The organism is Pseudomonas sp. A-1, assembly GCF_004801855.1.
Lineage (GTDB): Bacteria > Pseudomonadota > Gammaproteobacteria > Pseudomonadales > Pseudomonadaceae > Geopseudomonas.
In genome coordinates, this window is record NZ_SSTC01000030.1 from 30,570 (window position 1) to 46,930 (window position 16,361).

Here is a 16,361-nt window from a genome sequence, read left to right on the forward strand (position 1 = left end):
CGGGGCTACCGGGGCAGCCGCCGCCTGGTCGAGCGCCCGTCAGGGCGCGCCAGTTACAGTTTCTTGGCTTTCTCGATGGCTTCGTCGATGCCGCCGACCATGTAGAACGCCTGCTCCGGCAGGTGGTCGTAGTCGCCATTGAGGATGCCGGCGAAGCCGCGAATGGTTTCCTTCAGCGACACGTACTTGCCCGGCGAGCCGGTGAAGACTTCGGCCACGAAGAACGGCTGGGACAGGAAGCGCTGGATCTTACGGGCGCGGGACACCAGCTGCTTGTCGGCTTCGGACAGTTCGTCCATGCCGAGGATCGCGATGATGTCCTTCAGCTCCTTGTAGCGCTGCAGCACGTACTGCACGCCGCGAGCGGTGTCGTAGTGCTCCTGGCCGATCACCAGCGGATCCAGCTGACGGGAGGTGGAGTCCAGCGGATCGACGGCCGGGTAGATACCCAGGGAGGCGATGTCGCGGGACAGTACCACGGTGGCGTCGAGGTGGGCGAAGGTGGTCGCCGGGCTCGGGTCGGTCAGGTCGTCCGCGGGAACGTAGACGGCCTGCACCGAGGTGATCGAGCCGTTCTTGGTGGAGGTGATGCGCTCCTGCAGAACGCCCATTTCCTCGGCCAGGGTCGGCTGGTAACCCACCGCGGACGGCATACGACCCAGCAGCGCGGACACTTCGGTACCGGCCAGGGTGTAGCGGTAGATGTTGTCGACGAACAGCAGAACGTCGCGGCCTTCGTCACGGAACTTCTCGGCCATGGTCAGGCCGGTCAGGGCGACGCGCAGACGGTTGCCCGGCGGCTCGTTCATCTGGCCGTAGACCAGGGCCACCTTGTCCAGAACGTTGGAGTCCTTCATCTCGTGATAGAAGTCGTTACCTTCACGAGTACGCTCACCCACGCCGGCGAACACGGAGTAACCGCTGTGCTCCATGGCGATGTTGCGGATCAGCTCCATCATGTTCACGGTCTTGCCCACGCCGGCGCCACCGAACAGGCCGACCTTGCCGCCCTTGGCGAACGGGCAGACCAGGTCGATCACCTTGATGCCGGTTTCCAGCAGCTCGTTGCCGCCGGCCTGCTCCGCGTAGGACGGGGCAGCGCGGTGGATGGTCCAGCGCTCTTCCTCGCCGATGGGGCCCGCCTCGTCGATCGGGTTGCCCAGCACGTCCATGATGCGGCCGAGGGTGGCCTTGCCGACCGGCACGGAGATGCCGGCGCCGGTGTTGCTCACGGTCAGGCCACGCTTGAGGCCTTCGGTGGAACCCATCGCAATGGAACGAACCACGCCGTCGCCCAGCTGCTGCTGGACTTCCAGGGTGGTGGCCGCGCCTTCGACTTTCAGCGCGTCATAGACGTTCGGCACCTGATCGCGCGGGAATTCCACGTCGATAACGGCGCCGATGATTTGAACGATACGTCCGCTACTCATATCTGGTTCCTCTGAATATTTGAACCTGTTTAAACCGCGGCAGCGCCGCCGACGATTTCCGAGATCTCTTGCGTGATCGCAGCCTGACGCGCCTTGTTGTAGATCAGCTGCAGATCCTTGATCAGCTGACCGGCGTTGTCGGTGGCATTCTTCATGGCGATCATGCGCGCAGCCTGCTCGCAGGCGTTGTTCTCGACCAGGGACTGATACACCTGCGATTCGACATAGCGAACCAGCAGGGCATCCAGCAGTTGCTGGGCGTCGGGTTCGTACAGGTAATCCCACAGGCCCTGCTTCGCGCCGTCGTCGGCCTCGGTAGCGGGAGCCAGGGGCAGCAATTGTTCAACCACCGGCTTCTGGGTCATGGTGTTCACGAACTTGTTGGACGCCAGGTACAGGCGATCCAGCGAGCCTTCGTTGAACCGATCCAGCATGACCTTGACGCTGCCGATCAGGTCGTTGACCGACGGCGCTTCGCCCAGGTGGCTGATCGCAGCGACCACGTTGCCGCCGTAGCTGCGGAAGAAGCTGGCACCCTTGCTGCCGATGACGCAGAACTCTGCCTCAACGCCGGCATCGCGCCAGTCCTTCATGTTTTTGATCAGGGCCTTGAACAGGTTGATGTTCAGGCCGCCGCACAGACCACGGTCGCTCGACACCAGGATGTAGCCGACACGCTTGACCGGACGCTCCACCATGAAGGCGTGGCGGTATTCCGGGTTGGCCTTGGCCAGGTGACCGATCACCTCGCGGATGCGCACCGCGTAGGGACGGCTGGCAGCCATGCGCTGCTGAGCCTTGCGCATCTTGCTGACCGCCACTTTTTCCATGGCGCTGGTGATCTTCTGCGTGCTCTTGATGCTCGCAATCTTGCTGCGAATCTCTTTTGCGCCTGCCATTTGACACCTTTCGGGTTAGCAGGCGGGAGCCTTGCGGCTCCCGCTGCGGCTTACCAGCTCTGAGTGGCCTTGAACTTCTCGATGCCGGCCTTCAGGCCTGCGTCGATTTCGTCGTTGAAGTCGCCCTTCACGTTGATCTTCGCCATCAGGTCGGCGTAGTCGCGGTTGAAGAAGGCGATCAGGGCCTGCTCGAAGGCGCCGACTTTCTTCACGTCGACGTCGGCCAGGAAGCCACGCTCGGCAGCGTACAGGGACACCGACATGTCGGCGATGGACATCGGCGCGTACTGCTTCTGCTTCATCAGCTCGGTGACGCGCTGGCCATGCTCGAGCTGCTTGCGGGTCGCTTCGTCGAGGTCCGAGGCGAACTGGGCGAAGGCCGCCAGTTCACGGTACTGGGCCAGCGCGGTACGGATGCCGCCGGACAGCTTCTTGATGATCTTGGTCTGGGCTGCGCCACCGACGCGGGATACCGAGATACCGGCGTTGACGGCCGGACGGATACCCGAGTTGAACATGGCGGATTCCAGGAAGATCTGGCCGTCGGTGATCGAGATCACGTTGGTCGGAACGAACGCGGAGACGTCGCCGGCCTGGGTCTCGATGATCGGCAGCGCGGTCAGCGAACCGGTCTTGCCCTTCACGGCGCCCTTGGTGAACTGCTCCACGTACTCTTCGGAAACGCGGGAAGCGCGCTCCAGCAGGCGGCTGTGGAGATAGAACACGTCGCCCGGATAGGCTTCGCGGCCCGGCGGACGGCGCAGCAGCAGGGAGATCTGGCGGTAGGCGACGGCCTGCTTGGACAGGTCGTCGTACACGATCAGGGCGTCTTCACCGCGGTCGCGGAAGTATTCGCCCATGGTGCAGCCGGAGTACGGCGCCAGGTACTGCAGGGCAGCGGATTCGGAAGCGCTGGCAGCCACCACGATGGTGTTGGCCAGGGCGCCGTGCTCTTCCAGCTTGCGCACCACGTTGGCGATGGTCGACTGCTTCTGACCGATGGCCACGTACACGCAGCGGATGCCGCTGTTCTTCTGGTTGATGATGGCGTCGATGGCCATCGCGGTCTTGCCGATCTGGCGGTCGCCGATGATCAGCTCGCGCTGGCCACGGCCGACCGGGATCATGGCGTCGACCGACTTGTAGCCGGTCTGCACCGGCTGGTCGACCGACTTACGCCAGATCACGCCCGGAGCGACCTTCTCGACCGCGTCGGTTTCCTTGGCGTTGATCGGGCCCTTGCCATCGATCGGGTTGCCCAGTGCGTCGACCACGCGCCCCAGCAGTTCCGGACCGACCGGAACTTCGAGAATGCGGCCGGTGCACTTGGCGCTCATGCCCTCTTTCAGACCCTGGTAGCTGCCCAGGATCACGGCGCCGACGGAGTCCTGCTCCAGGTTCAGCGCCATACCGTAGACGCCACCCGGGAACTCGATCATTTCGCCGTACATCACGTCGGCCAGGCCGAAGATGCGCACGATGCCGTCGGAAACGCTGACGACGGTGCCTTCGTTACGGGCCTGAGCGGACACATCAAGCTTGGCGATACGCTGCTTGATGATTTCGCTAATTTCGGAAGGATTCAGTTGCTGCATGCCATGCCCCTCAAATCAGGATTTCAACGCTTCGGCCAACTGGTTCAGTTTGCCGCGGACCGAACCGTCGATAACCAGGTCACCCGCACGAATGATCAAACCGCCGATGAGGGCGGGATTGACGACCGGGGTAGGCTGGACGGTGCGATCTAGCCGCTTCGACAAGGCGGCAGCCAGAGTTTGGAGTTGTTCGGCGCTCAGTTCGTGAGCCGTCTCGACCTCGACGTCGATCGAACGCTCGGCTTCCGCCTTCAGCATCTCGAACTGGTCGCGCACGGTCGGCAGCAGTTCCAGGCGATCGTTTTCGCCCAGCGCCACCACGAAGTTGCGGAACGACTCGTCGATGCGTTCAGCGCACAGCTGAACCAGAACCTCGGCCTTGCGGTCGCGGGTCAGGGCCGGATTGCGCAGCTGGGCGATGACTTCGGGGGACTCCACGAAGGCCGCGCTCAGCGCCAGCATGTTCGACCAGGCATCGCTTTGTTTGGCTGCGGAAGCGAACTCGAAGGCGGCTTTCGCATAAGGCCGAGCAAGCGTATTGATAGTTGCCATCGCTCGCCTCGCTTAGAGTTGGGAGGCCAGTTTTGCGACCAGATCGTTGTGTGCCTTGGTGTCCACGGAGGACTCCAGGATCTTCTCGGCACCGGCGACGGCGAGGGCCGCAACCTGGGCGCGCAGCTGATCCTTGGCGCGATTCACTTCAACCTCGATTTCGGCCTTGGCACTGGCAAGCAGACGCTCGCCTTCGCCACGGGCCTGCTGCTTGGCTTCCTCGACGATCGCGTTGGCGGTCTTGTTCGCCTTGTCGAGAATCTCGGCAGCCTGCTCCTTGGTTTCACGGAGCGTCTGGGCAGCTTTTTCCTGGGCCAGTTGCAGGTCGCGCTGGGCACGGCCGGCGGCATCCAGACCTTCGGCAATTTTCTTCTGGCGGGCTTGCATGGCGGCGGTGATCGGCGGCCACACAAACTTCATGGTGAACCAGACGAAAATAGCGAAGGCAATCGTTTGACCGAACAGCGTCAAGTTAATGTTCACAGCGATTTACCTCGTGCTATCTCGTGGGTCCGGGTAGTCAGAGCATCGGCAGGCCGGACCGCGCACGGCGCGGTCCGGCCAATGATCCGCGGATGCCTGAACTTAGCCGGCAACAACGAAGATGAGGTACATCGCGATACCGACGCCGATCATCGGCACGGCGTCGAGCAGACCGGCCATCAGGAAGGTCTTGGTTTGCAGCTGGGCGCCCAGCTCCGGCTGACGGGCGGTGGATTCCAGCAGCTTGCCGCCCAGCAGGGCGAAGCCGATGCCGGTGCCCAGAGCACCCAGACCGATCATGATGGCGGCGGCGATGTAGACGAGTTCCATAACAGCTCCTGAGGTTTTCTAAAGGTTAAGGTTTCGTTGGTTAAAGCGAGGGTTGGTCCACTGTTCAGTGGTGGTCTTCGTGGGCGGCGCTCAGATACACCACTGTCAGCACCATGAAGATGAAGGCCTGCAGCGGGATCACCAGGATGTGGAAGATCGCCCAGGGCACATTCAGGGCCCACTGTGCCCAGAACGGCAGCAGGGCGATGAGGATGAACACCACCTCACCGGCGTACATGTTGCCGAACAGACGCAGGGCGAGACTCAGCGGCTTGGTCAGCAGGCCGAGGATCTCGAGGAACAGGTTGAACGGGACCAGCGACCAGTGGTTGAACGGGGTGAACGCCAGCTCCTTGGTGAAGCCGCCGAAACCCTTGACCTTGACGCTGTAGAACAGGATCAGGATGAACACGCCGAGGGACAGGCCGAAGGTGCCGTTGGGGTCGGCGGTCGGCACGATCTTGAAGTAGGGCACGCCCATCAGGTGCGCCAGGCCCGGGATGTAGTCGACCGGGATCCACTTCAGGCTGTTCATCAGGAACACCCAGACGAAGATGGTCAGCGCCAGCGGGGCGATCACCGGGTTGCGGCCGTGGAAGGTGTCCTTGACCACACCCTCGACGAACTCGATGCACATTTCCACCAGGTTCTGCAGGCCGCTGGGCACGCCGGCGTTGGCACGCTTGGCGACACGGCTGAACAGGAACAGGAATACCAGGCCCATCAGTACCGACCAGCCGAGGGTATCGACGTGGACGGCCCAGAAGCCCATTGCCTTCACTTCTTCGGGAGTCTTGGCAAAGCTCCAGCCGTTGACCGGATGGGAGCCGAAGACCAGGTTCTGCAGGTGGTGCTGAATGTATTCAGCCGGTGTGTTAGCCATAAACGCCTCAATGCTCTAATGCTTCGGAAAGCCCTTCACCAGCAGGAGCGCACACGCGGAGGTGCCCAGCACCAGAGCGTAGCCGGCAAACAGCGCCGCCACGTTCAACCGCTCCACTCCTGCAAACACCAGCGCAAACAACGCTGCCGTCAGAAACAGTTTGCCCATCTCGCCCGACCAGAAGGACTGGACGATGGCCTTCACCGAACGCGCTCCGAAGTAGCGGAAGGCCTTGTACGTGAAGTACAGGTTCGGCAGAAACGCGATCATGCCGCCAAGCAGCGTGGAGTATCCGGCGACCGGTCCCATCCACAGTCCTCCCACCGCGGCAGCCACCAGGGCCACCGCCAGCTGGGTCAGCAGCAGCGGAAACACCGCGAGGCGGTGCAGGGGGGTCTTGTTGCGAAAGTTCACCGCGTGGCCCCGCTTCCGTGTTGCTGGACTGTCTGCACTGCAGACCCTGTGCCGGCAAAAATTGCGCCGGGAGTATAGGGGGGGAATCTGCCCCGTTCAACTGCCGGGTAGTGAATTAAGACCATTCGCTACGCACTGCTACTTTCAGCGGATATGCGCCAGCACGCCCTGCAGCTCGTCCAGCGAGCCGTAGCGGATCACCAGCTGGCCCTTGCCCTTGTCGCCGTGACGGATCTGCACCACCGCGCCGAGCCGCTCGGCCAGGCGCTGTTCGAGGCGGGCGATGTCCGGATCGGCCTTGGCCGGCTCCACCTCCGCCTTGCCGCTCAGCCACTGGCGCACCAAGGCCTCGGTCTGCCGCACGGTCAGGCCACGTGCGACAACGTGCCGCGCTCCTTCCGCCTGGCGGGCGGCCGGCAGACCGAGCAGGGCGCGGGCATGGCCCATCTCCAGATCGCCGTGGGCGAGCAGGGTCTTCACCTCCTCCGGCAGGGCGATCAGGCGCAGCAGGTTGGCGATGGTGACCCGCGACTTGCCGACCGCCTCGGCGACCTGCTGCTGGGTGAGCTGGAACTCCTGCTGCAGGCGCTGCAGGGCCATGGCCTCCTCGATCGGGTTGAGGTCCTCGCGCTGGATGTTCTCGATCAGCGCCATGGCGATCGCCGCCTCGTCGCTGACCTCGCGCACCAGCGCCGGGATGCGCTCCAGGCCGGCCAGCTGGCTGGCGCGCCAGCGCCGCTCGCCGGCGATGATCTCGTAGCGCTCGCCGTCGAGCGGCCGCACCACCACCGGCTGCATCAGGCCCTGGCGGCGGATCGACTGGGCCAGCTCCTCGAGCGCCTGCGGATCCATGTCGCGGCGCGGCTGGTACTTGCCGCGCTGCAGCAGGTCCAGCGGCAGGTGCTGCAGCTCCTCGCGCGGCAGCTTGGCCGCCTGCTCCTGCAGGGCGGTGACGGTGGCGCCGCCGAGCAGGGCATCCAGACCGCGGCCCAGACCGCGTTTCTTCACAGCCATGTGCAATTCCTCAAGCGATGGTGGTGGCGCGCTGGCCGCGGCGCTGGCGGACGAGCACTTCCTTCGCCAGTTCCAGGTAGGCCTTGGCGCCGCGCGAGGCCTTGTCGTAGACCAGCGCCGGCATGCCGTGGCTGGGCGCCTCGGCCAGGCGCACGTTGCGCGGAATGGTGGTCTCGTAGAGGGTGTCGCCGAAGTGCTGGCGCAGCTGCGCGGTGACGTCGTTGGTCAGGCCGACACGAGCGTCGTACATGGTGCGCAGGATGCCCTCGATCTTCAGGTTCGGATTGAGCAGCGAACCGATGCGCTGGATGCTGTTGACCAGGTCGGAGAGGCCTTCCAGCGCGTAGTACTCGCACTGCATGGGGATGATCACCCCGTCGGCGGCGACCAGCGCGTTGACGGTCAGCATCGACAGCGCCGGCGGGCAGTCGATCAGGATGAAGTCGTAGCTGTCGCGGATCGGCGCCAGCGCCTGGCGCAGGCGCTGTTCCTTGTTCGGCAGCTCGAGCAGGCCGACCTCGGCGGCGGTGAGGTCGCGGTTGGCCGGCAGCAGCTGGTAGCGGCCGTGCTCGGAGGCCTGCATGGCCGCGGCGAGGTCGCAGTTGCCGACCAGCACGTCGTACACCGAATGCTCGAGGGCGAGCTTGTCCACACCGCTGCCGCTGGTGGCGTTGCCCTGCGGATCGAGGTCGATCAGCAGCACGCGGCGCTGCAGCGTCGCCAGCGAGGCGGCGAGGTTGACGCAGCTGGTGGTCTTGCCCACTCCGCCCTTCTGGTTGGCGATCGCGAATACTTTGGCCATGCTCGGCATCTCTCTCCTCAGGCGCAGCGGCGCAGTATCAGCAGATGGCGCTGGCCCTGGCAACCGGGCACCTGCAGCACCTGTTCGGCTTCGACGCGGAAATCCGCCGGCAGCGCGGCGAGTTCCTCGTGCGGGTACTGGCCTTTCATCGCCAGCCAGCGGGTCTCGGCGTCGCCCAGGTGGCGGGTCCAGTGGGCGAAGTCGGCCAGCGAGCTGAACGCCCGCGAGACGATGCCGGCGAAGGGTTGCACCGGGCGGAAGTTTTCCACACGACTGTGGACAACTTCCAGGTTGGCCAGCCTCAGCTCGAGCTTCACCTGGGTCTGGAAGCGGGTCTTCTTGCCGTTGGAGTCCAGGGTGGTGAAGCGCCGCTCGGGGAACAGGATGGCCAGCGGGATGCCGGGCATGCCGCCGCCGCTGCCGACGTCCAGCCAGTCATCCCCAGCCTCGCGCACGAACGGCACGATGCTCAGGCTGTCGAGCAGGTGGCGCGAGACCATCTCGTCCGGGTTGCGCACCGCGGTCAGGTTGTAGGCCTGGTTCCACTTGATCAGCAGGGCCAGGTAGGCCAGCAGCTGTTCCTGCTGGCTGGCGGTGAGCTCGACGCCGAGTTCGGCGGCGCCGCGGAGCAGTTCGGCGGCGTGGGCGGCAGTGACGGCGGACATCAGACGTTCTGCTCCAGCTGGCGGCCGGCGCCGCGCTTCTTCAGGTGGATCAGCAGCAGCGACACCGCCGCCGGGGTGACCCCGGGGATGCGCGAGGCCTGGCCGAGGGTCTGCGGGCGGGCGGTGCTCAGCTTGCCCTGGATTTCCTTGGACAGCCCGCCGATGGCGGCGTAGTCGAGGTCGTCGGGCAGCGCGGTGTTCTCGCTGGCGCGCAGGCGCTCGATCTCTTCCTGCTGGCGGTCGATGTAGCCGGCGTACTTGATGCGGATCTCCACCTGCTCGGCGACCTGCGGGTTATCCACAGCCTCGCCGGTGATCTCGGTCAGCGCCGCGTAGTCGATCTCCGGGCGCGCCAGCAGGTTGTGCAGGTTGTACTCGTGGCTCAGCGGGGTGCCGAAGCGCGCGGCGATGGCATCGCCCTGGGCGGTGCCCGGACGCACCCAGGTGCTCTTCAGACGCTGCTCCTCGCGCTCGATGCCCTCGCGCTTGGCGCAGAACGCCGCCCAGCGCCGCTCGTCGACCAGGCCCAGCTCGCGGCCCTTCTCGGTCAGGCGCAGGTCGGCGTTGTCCTCGCGCAGGATCAGCCGGTACTCGGCGCGCGAGGTGAACATGCGGTACGGCTCCTGGGTGCCGAGGGTGATCAGGTCGTCGACCAGCACGCCGATGTACGCCTCGTCGCGGCGCGGGCACCAGGCCTCGCGGCCCTGGGCGCGCAGCGCGGCGTTGGCGCCGGCGAGGAGGCCCTGGGCGCCGGCCTCCTCGTAGCCGGTGGTGCCGTTGATCTGCCCGGCGAAGAACAGGCCGCCGATCACCTTGGTCTCCAGCGAGTACTTCAGATCGCGCGGATCGAAGAAGTCGTACTCGATGGCGTAGCCGGGCCGCACGATGTGGGCATTCTCCAGTCCGCGGATCGAGCGGACGATCTGCAGCTGCACGTCGAACGGCAGCGAGGTGGAGATGCCGTTGGGATAGATCTCGTGGGTGGACAACCCTTCCGGCTCGAGGAACACCTGATGGCTGTCCTTGTCGGCGAAGCGGTGGATCTTGTCCTCGATCGACGGGCAGTAGCGCGGGCCGATGCCCTCGATGATCCCCGAGTACATCGGCGAGCGGTCGAGGTTGCCGGCGATGATCTCGTGGGTGCGCGCGTTGGTGTGGGTGATCCAGCAGCTGACCTGGCGCGGATGCTGCTCGCGCGAGCCGAGGAACGACATCACCGGGGTCGGGGTGTCGCCGGGCTGCTCGGTCATCGCCGCAAAATCGATGGAGCGGGCGTCCAGACGCGGCGGCGTGCCGGTCTTCAGTCGGCCGACGCGCAGCGGCAACTCGCGCAGGCGGCGTGCCAGGGCCAGCGACGGCGGGTCGCCGGCGCGCCCGCCCGAATAGTTCTCCAGGCCGATGTGGATAAGTCCGCCGAGGAAGGTGCCGGCGGTCAGCACCACGTTGTCGGCATGGAATTTCAGGCCCATCTGGGTGACCACCCCGCGCACCTGCTCGCCCTCGACGATCAGGTCGTCGGCGGACTGCTGGAATATCCACAGGTTCGGCTGGTTTTCCAGGATGCGGCGGATCTCGGCCTTGTACAGCGCACGGTCGGCCTGCGCGCGGGTGGCGCGCACCGCCGGGCCCTTGCGGCTGTTGAGGATGCGGAACTGGATGCCGGCCACGTCGGTGGCCTCGGCCATGGCACCGCCGAGGGCGTCGATCTCCTTGACCAGGTGGCTCTTGCCGATGCCGCCGATGGCCGGGTTGCAGCTCATGTGGCCGAGGGTTTCCACGTTGTGGGAGAGCAGCAGGGTCTTGACCCCCATGCGTGCTGCGGCCAGTGCCGCCTCGGTACCGGCATGGCCGCCACCGATGACGATCACATCAAAACGGGAAGGGAAATCCACCACGCACCTCGTGCCTGTTCGGGAAGGGAATTCGGGAAGCCGCGCAGTATAGAGGCTTCTCCGGGGTGAATGAAGCAGTGTGGACAAAAAGTAGCCAGCCGGTGTGGGCCGGACCGAGCCGGGTGATCAACAAAAAATAGAGAGAACGGATTTTTAGAAAGACTGTTTTAGAGCTTGTTATAGGTGTGCACAAAATCTGTGGATAGATCCGTTTAGTCCTTGTATTTCAATGACTTGTTCACTGAATAAGATTGTACACAGGTCATCGGGAGGTCTCTGCATAACCCGCCTGGGGCTGTGTGTGGACAAGTCGGTTATCCACAGGGGCAGTTATCCACATGGGTTCGACGATCTTATCGAAAGAGCTGGATTGAGGTTGTCCACAGGGCTTATCCGCACGGATTCTTGTGTGGACAAGGTCCTGTCTGAGCACGCGACCCGACGAGCGGACACGGGACAGCGCAGGGCCGGCGGAAAAACCGGTCCTGGCGCAGGAACGCAGGGAGTGACGGCCAGCCGACCCCCGGGTCAGCAGGCCGGGAGAGGGGCTACTTGCCGATGCAGAAGCTGGAGAAGATCCGCCCGAGCAGGTCGTCGGGGGTGAAGGCGCCGGTGATCTCGCCGAGCGCCTGGTGGGCCATGCGCAGGTCCTCGGCGAGCAGCTCGCCGGCGCCGAGCAGGGTCAGCTGCTGGCGGCCATGCTCGAGGCAGGCGCCGGCCTGGCGCAGGGCGTCGAGGTGGCGGCGGCGGGCGCTGAAGCTGCTCTCGGTGGTCTGCTCGTAGCCCATGCAGGTCTTCAGGTGCTCGCGCAGCAGCTCGAGCCCGGCGCCGCTGCGCGCCGACAGGCTGATCGTCACGTGGCCGTCGGCGCAGCTTTCCAGGCGGATGGCCTCGCCGGACAGGTCGGCCTTGTTGCGGATCAGGGTGACCCGCGCCGGATCGGGGCGCTGCTCGAGGAATTCCGGCCACAGGGCGAACGGATCGGCCGCCTCCGGGGCGGTGGCGTCGACCACCAGCAGCACGCGGTCGGCCTCGCCGATGGCCTTGAGGGCGCGCTCGACGCCGATGCGCTCGACCTGGTCCTCGGTGTCGCGCAGGCCGGCGGTGTCGACCACGTGCAGCGGCATGCCGTCGATGTGGATATGTTCGCGCAGCACGTCGCGGGTGGTGCCGGCGATGTCGGTGACGATGGCCGCCTCGCGCCCGGCCAGGGCGTTGAGCAGACTGGACTTGCCGGCATTGGGCCGCCCGGCGATCACCACGGTCATGCCGTCGCGCAGCAGCGCGCCCTGCCCCGCCTCGCGCTGCACCGCCAGCAGCTCGGCGTGCACGCCGTCGAGCTGGCCGAGCACGTGGCCGTCGGCGAGGAAGTCGATCTCCTCCTCGGGGAAGTCGATGGCCGCCTCGACGTACATGCGCAGCTCGATCAGCTTGTCGGCCAGGCGCTGCACGCGGCGCGAGAACTCGCCCTGCAGCGAGCGCACGGCGTTGCGCGCGGCCTGCTCGCTGCTGGCCTCGATCAGGTCGGCGATGGCCTCGGCCTGGGCCAGGTCGAGCTTGTCGTTGAGGAAGGCGCGCTCGCTGAACTCGCCGGGGCGCGCCAGCCGCGCGCCCAGCTCCAGGCAGCGGCGCAGCAGCATGTCGAGCACCACCGGGCCGCCGTGGCCCTGCAGCTCGAGGACGTCCTCGCCGGTGAACGAGTTGGGGCCGCGGAAGTACAGCAGCAGGCCCTGGTCGATCACCTCGCCGTCATCTCCGAAGAACTCGCAGTAGTAGGCATGCCGCGGTTCGGGCTCGCGGCCGCTCAGGCTGATGGCGATCGGTCGGGCGCGCGGCCCGGATACGCGGACGATGCCCACGCCGCCCCGGCCCTGGGCGGTGGCGACGGCGGCGATGGTGTCACGGACGGGTTGCATGGCGGCCTCCGGATGGTGGAAAGCAAGACGCCCCACGAGGGGGCGTCTGCTGTCAGCGGCTGATTCAGGCCTTGGCGGCCCGCTCGATCTGCCGGGTAATGTACCACTGCTGGGCGATGGACAGGACGTTGTTGACCACCCAGTACAGCACCAGGCCGGCCGGGAACCACAGGAAGAAGAAGGTGAAGATGATCGGCATCAGCTTCATCACCTTGGCCTGCATGGGATCCGGCGGGGTCGGGTTCAGGCTGGTCTGCACGAACATGCTGATGCCCATGATGATCGGCAGGATGAAGAACGGATCCTTGATCGACAGGTCGACGATCCAGCCCAGCCACGGCGCCTGGCGCATCTCGACGCTTTCCAGCAGGGTCCAGTAGAGGGCGAGGAACACCGGCATCTGCACCAGGATCGGCAGGCAGCCGCCCAGCGGATTGATCTTCTCCTTCTTGTACAGCTCCATCATCGCCTGGGACATCTTCTGGCGATCGTCGCCGAACTGTTCCTTGAGCGCCTGCAGCTTCGGGGCCACCGCGCGCATGCGCGCCATGGACCTGTAGCTGGCCGCCGACAGCGGGAAGAACGCCAGCTTGATCAGCACGGTGAGGACGATGATCGACCAGCCCCAGTTGCCCAGCAGGCTGTGGATATGTTGCAGCAGCCAGAAGATCGGCTGGGCGATGAACCACAGGAAGCCGTAGTCGACGGTCAGCTCCAGCCCCGGCGACAGTTCCTCCAGCTTGTCCTGGATCTTCGGACCGGCGTACAGGGTGGCGCTGGTCTCGGCGCTGGCGCCGGCCGGCACGTTGAGCGCCGGGCCGGTGAAACCGATGATGTAGTTGCCCTGGCCGTCCTTGCGGGTGGCCACCACGTTGCTGTCGTCCTTGCTCGGTACCCAGGCGGTGACGAAGTAGTGCTGCAGCCAGGCGACCCAGCCGCCCTGCACGGTCTCGCGCAGGTTCTTGTCGTCCATGTCCTTCATGGCGACCTTCTTGTACGGCTCGTCCTGGGTCCACAGGGCGGCGCCGAGGTAGGTGGCCATGCTGGCGCCGCTGGTCGCCGACGGGTCGGCGCTGGCGTCGCGCTTGAGCTGGGCGAACAGGTTGCCGCTCCACGGCGCGCCGCTCTGGTTGTCGATGCGGTGGCTGACGGTGAAGTCGTACTGGCCGCGCTTGAAGGCGAAGCGCTTGACGTAGTTGACGCCGGCCTCGCTGAATTTCAGCTCGACCACCAGCTCGTCCTGGCCGTCGACCAGTTGGTAGGCGTTCTTCTCGCTGCTGTACAGCGGGCGGCCGCTGGCGCGGGCGTCCGGCCCGTTGGCGCCGGTCAGGCCGCTCTGCGCGACGTAGGTGCGCTCGGTGCCGTTGTCGAACAGGGCGAAGGGCACGTCGCGATTCTGCAGGCTGCGCGGATACTGCGGCAGGGCCAGCTGCACCACGTCGCCGCCCTGCGGGTCGATGGCCAGCTTGAGCACGTCGGTCTGCACCTGGATCAGCGGCGTGCTCGCTGCCGCGGCAACGTTCGCCGGAGCATTGCCCTGCTCGCCGGCTACCGGCACGTCGGCCTGGGTGGCGGCAGTCGGTACGCCGACGGCGGTCTGCGCCGGAGCCGCGGCCACGGCCGGCAGCTGCGGCTGACCGTAGTCCTCGTTCCACTTGAGGACCATGATGTAAGACACGATTGCCAGAGCGACGATCAGTATCGAGCGTTGAATGTCCATGGTTTTATTCGGCCATCGATGAGGGTCGGGACGTGCGGGACTGTGGCACCGGGTCGTAACCACCGGCATGCCAGGGGTGGCAGCGGGACAGCCGACGCAGGGTCAGCCAGCCACCGCGAGCGAGGCCATGCGTGCTGATGGCTTCGTGGGCATAACAGGAACAGCTGGGATAGAAGCGACAGCGGCTGGCCATCAGCGGACTGATGGCATAGCGATAGAACTGGATCAGGGCGAGGGCCAGTTTACGCATGGGATCCGTCGGTCGGCGGCTGTTCGGGGCGGGCTTGCGGGCTTTGCCGGTTGCGCGCCAGGCGTTTCCAGAGCTTGGCGAACTGCTGGTGCAGCTCGGGGTTGTCCAGATCGCCGAGGCCCTTGCGCGCGACCACCACGATGTCCAGACCGCCGAGCATCTCCTGATGCAGACGGAAGGAATCGCGCATGATGCGCTTCAGGCGATTGCGCTCGACGGCAAGCTTGACGCTCTTCTTGCCGATCACCAGGCCGAGGCGCGGATGATCGAGCCCGTTGTCACGGGCCAGGAGCAGTACAGACTTGCCGGGAGCCTTGCCGGTGGGGGAGTCGAAGACTGCCGCGAACTGTCGGGACGTCAGCAGTCGCTTGTCCCGGCCGAAACTCCGACTCACCACCCGTTCCGGGCAATCAGACGGTGGTCAGACGCTTGCGGCCCTTGGCGCGGCGACGCGACAGGACTGCACGACCGTTCTTGGTGGCCATACGCGCACGGAAACCGTGGGTACGGGCGCGCTTCAGATTGCTGGGCTGAAAAGTACGTTTCATGGGTCAGTTACCTGGTAATCGCAGGGCGCCGACAGGGAGCCCCAGTTAAAGAGACCGGGGATTCTAGAGAAAGCCTCGGCACAGGTCAATTTCCAACCAGCGCTCGATGGCAGTCATCCACAGCCCTCGTCGTCGTTCTTGCTTCCGCTCAGTCCTGCCTCGACGGTTGACGTCCTGTTCTCGCCTGCCCGGTCGGACGGACCTCGTCCCTGTCCGCATTCGATCAGCGATGGCGCACGGTTTTCCCCTGCCGATAATCAACACAGACAAGAAAGTGTTTAAAAGATCGTTCTGGTAATGATGTATGTACAAGCCCGTTTCTGTGGATAAGTAGCCAGAGACCATTATCCACAAGGCTTGGACGAAAACTGAAGCCTGTCGAGAAGAAGTGTGGCGCGTGTGCGGCAGCTTGGGGAAAGCTGGGGATGGATGGGCATCTTGTCCACAGGCGAGTTGCCAACCGACTTTTCCCGAAGGTTCCCGATGGGTTTGCCGTGCGGTTATCCACATGGGGATGGAGGTCCCTGGCGACGGGCGGTGAAAAAACGTGCGCAGCTCGGTCGTTCGCCTGCCGCAGAGCGCCAGGCATGTGGATAACTCGGCGCCTCGCCGCTACAATGTGTCCTTTGCCTGTCTATCAAGACGCTTTACCGAGCGAGGGAAACCGAGTGTCCGTGGAACTGTGGCAGCAGTGCGTGGAAGTCCTGCGCGACGAGCTGCCTTCCCAGCTGTTCAACACCTGGATCCGTCCGCTGCAGGTCGAAATGCATGGCGACGAGCTGCGCGTGTACGCGCCCAACCGCTTCGTGCTCGACTGGGTCAACGAGAAGTACATCGGCCGCCTGCTGGAACTGATGAACGAGCGCAGCGACGGCCAGGTGCCGGCGCTGTCGCTGCTGATCGGCAGCAAGCGCCCCGCGCCGCCGCGCCCGGCGCCCGCTCCGGTGGCGACGCCCGCCCCCGCCCCC

The 16,361-nt window shown here is 65.3% G+C and carries 18 protein-coding genes; 1 reads left to right on the forward strand and 17 read right to left on the reverse strand.

Features of this window, described 5'->3' with window-relative positions; genetic code table 11:
• Window positions 1–53: 53 nt before the first annotated feature.
• The 17 genes from atpD to rpmH all read right to left on the reverse strand — a co-directional run bounded on the left by atpD (window position 54) and on the right by rpmH (window position 15,393).
• Entirely contained in the window at window positions 54–1,430 is a 1,377-nt protein-coding gene (atpD, locus tag E5198_RS09050) for a F0F1 ATP synthase subunit beta (RefSeq protein WP_136489671.1), read from the reverse strand.
• Between the two features lie 29 nt (window positions 1,431–1,459).
• A complete protein-coding gene (gene atpG / locus E5198_RS09055) occupies window positions 1,460–2,329 on the reverse strand; it encodes a F0F1 ATP synthase subunit gamma (protein ID WP_136489672.1) in 870 nt (289 codons plus the stop codon).
• 50 nt (window positions 2,330–2,379) lie between these two features.
• Complete coding sequence (atpA, locus tag E5198_RS09060; RefSeq protein ID WP_136489673.1) at window positions 2,380–3,924, reverse strand: F0F1 ATP synthase subunit alpha; 1,545 nt, start codon at window positions 3,922–3,924, stop codon at window positions 2,380–2,382.
• 15 nt (window positions 3,925–3,939) lie between these two features.
• Window positions 3,940–4,476: a F0F1 ATP synthase subunit delta gene (locus E5198_RS09065; protein WP_136489674.1), complete on the reverse strand. Its 537-nt coding sequence runs from the start codon at window positions 4,474–4,476 to the stop codon at window positions 3,940–3,942.
• A 12-nt stretch (window positions 4,477–4,488) separates the two neighbouring features.
• Window positions 4,489–4,959, reverse strand: a complete 471-nt coding sequence (locus E5198_RS09070) for a F0F1 ATP synthase subunit B (protein WP_136489675.1) — start codon at window positions 4,957–4,959, stop codon at window positions 4,489–4,491.
• A gap of 102 nt (window positions 4,960–5,061) precedes the next feature.
• Window positions 5,062–5,289 (reverse strand): F0F1 ATP synthase subunit C, encoded by a 228-nt coding sequence (atpE, locus tag E5198_RS09075; protein ID WP_072325766.1) that lies wholly within the window; start codon window positions 5,287–5,289, stop codon window positions 5,062–5,064.
• A 64-nt stretch (window positions 5,290–5,353) separates the two neighbouring features.
• Entirely contained in the window at window positions 5,354–6,172 is an 819-nt protein-coding gene (gene atpB, locus E5198_RS09080; protein WP_136489676.1) for a F0F1 ATP synthase subunit A, read from the reverse strand.
• Between the two features lie 15 nt (window positions 6,173–6,187).
• On the reverse strand, window positions 6,188–6,586 hold the full coding sequence (locus E5198_RS09085) for a F0F1 ATP synthase subunit I (protein WP_136489677.1): 399 nt from the start codon (window positions 6,584–6,586) through the stop codon (window positions 6,188–6,190).
• A gap of 144 nt (window positions 6,587–6,730) precedes the next feature.
• On the reverse strand, window positions 6,731–7,600 hold the full coding sequence (locus tag E5198_RS09090; protein ID WP_136489678.1) for a ParB/RepB/Spo0J family partition protein: 870 nt from the start codon (window positions 7,598–7,600) through the stop codon (window positions 6,731–6,733).
• Between the two features lie 10 nt (window positions 7,601–7,610).
• Window positions 7,611–8,402 (reverse strand): ParA family protein, encoded by a 792-nt coding sequence (locus tag E5198_RS09095; protein WP_136489679.1) that lies wholly within the window; start codon window positions 8,400–8,402, stop codon window positions 7,611–7,613.
• A gap of 17 nt (window positions 8,403–8,419) precedes the next feature.
• Entirely contained in the window at window positions 8,420–9,067 is a 648-nt protein-coding gene (gene rsmG, locus E5198_RS09100; RefSeq protein ID WP_136489680.1) for a 16S rRNA (guanine(527)-N(7))-methyltransferase RsmG, read from the reverse strand.
• Entirely contained in the window at window positions 9,067–10,959 is a 1,893-nt protein-coding gene (gene mnmG / locus E5198_RS09105) for a tRNA uridine-5-carboxymethylaminomethyl(34) synthesis enzyme MnmG (RefSeq protein ID WP_136489681.1), read from the reverse strand. The genes rsmG and mnmG overlap by 1 nt, the downstream gene beginning before the upstream one ends.
• A gap of 548 nt (window positions 10,960–11,507) precedes the next feature.
• Window positions 11,508–12,875: a tRNA uridine-5-carboxymethylaminomethyl(34) synthesis GTPase MnmE gene (mnmE, locus tag E5198_RS09110; RefSeq protein ID WP_136489682.1), complete on the reverse strand. Its 1,368-nt coding sequence runs from the start codon at window positions 12,873–12,875 to the stop codon at window positions 11,508–11,510.
• Between the two features lie 64 nt (window positions 12,876–12,939).
• Window positions 12,940–14,595, reverse strand: a complete 1,656-nt coding sequence (yidC, locus tag E5198_RS09115; protein WP_136489683.1) for a membrane protein insertase YidC — start codon at window positions 14,593–14,595, stop codon at window positions 12,940–12,942.
• 4 nt (window positions 14,596–14,599) lie between these two features.
• Window positions 14,600–14,845: a membrane protein insertion efficiency factor YidD gene (gene yidD / locus E5198_RS09120; RefSeq protein ID WP_136489684.1), complete on the reverse strand. Its 246-nt coding sequence runs from the start codon at window positions 14,843–14,845 to the stop codon at window positions 14,600–14,602.
• Window positions 14,838–15,242, reverse strand: coding sequence for a ribonuclease P protein component (rnpA, locus tag E5198_RS09125; RefSeq protein WP_136489685.1), 405 nt, complete (start codon window positions 15,240–15,242; stop codon window positions 14,838–14,840). Before rnpA ends, yidD begins: the two co-directional genes overlap by 8 nt.
• 13 nt (window positions 15,243–15,255) lie before the next feature.
• Window positions 15,256–15,393, reverse strand: a complete 138-nt coding sequence (gene rpmH / locus E5198_RS09130) for a 50S ribosomal protein L34 (protein ID WP_090313513.1) — start codon at window positions 15,391–15,393, stop codon at window positions 15,256–15,258.
• A 668-nt stretch (window positions 15,394–16,061) separates the two neighbouring features.
• On the opposite strand from rpmH, the gene E5198_RS09135 reads away from it, so the two are divergent.
• Window positions 16,062–16,361, forward strand: a 300-nt coding sequence (locus E5198_RS09135; RefSeq protein WP_305956043.1) for a DnaA N-terminal domain-containing protein, incomplete at its 3' end; no start/stop codon positions are given.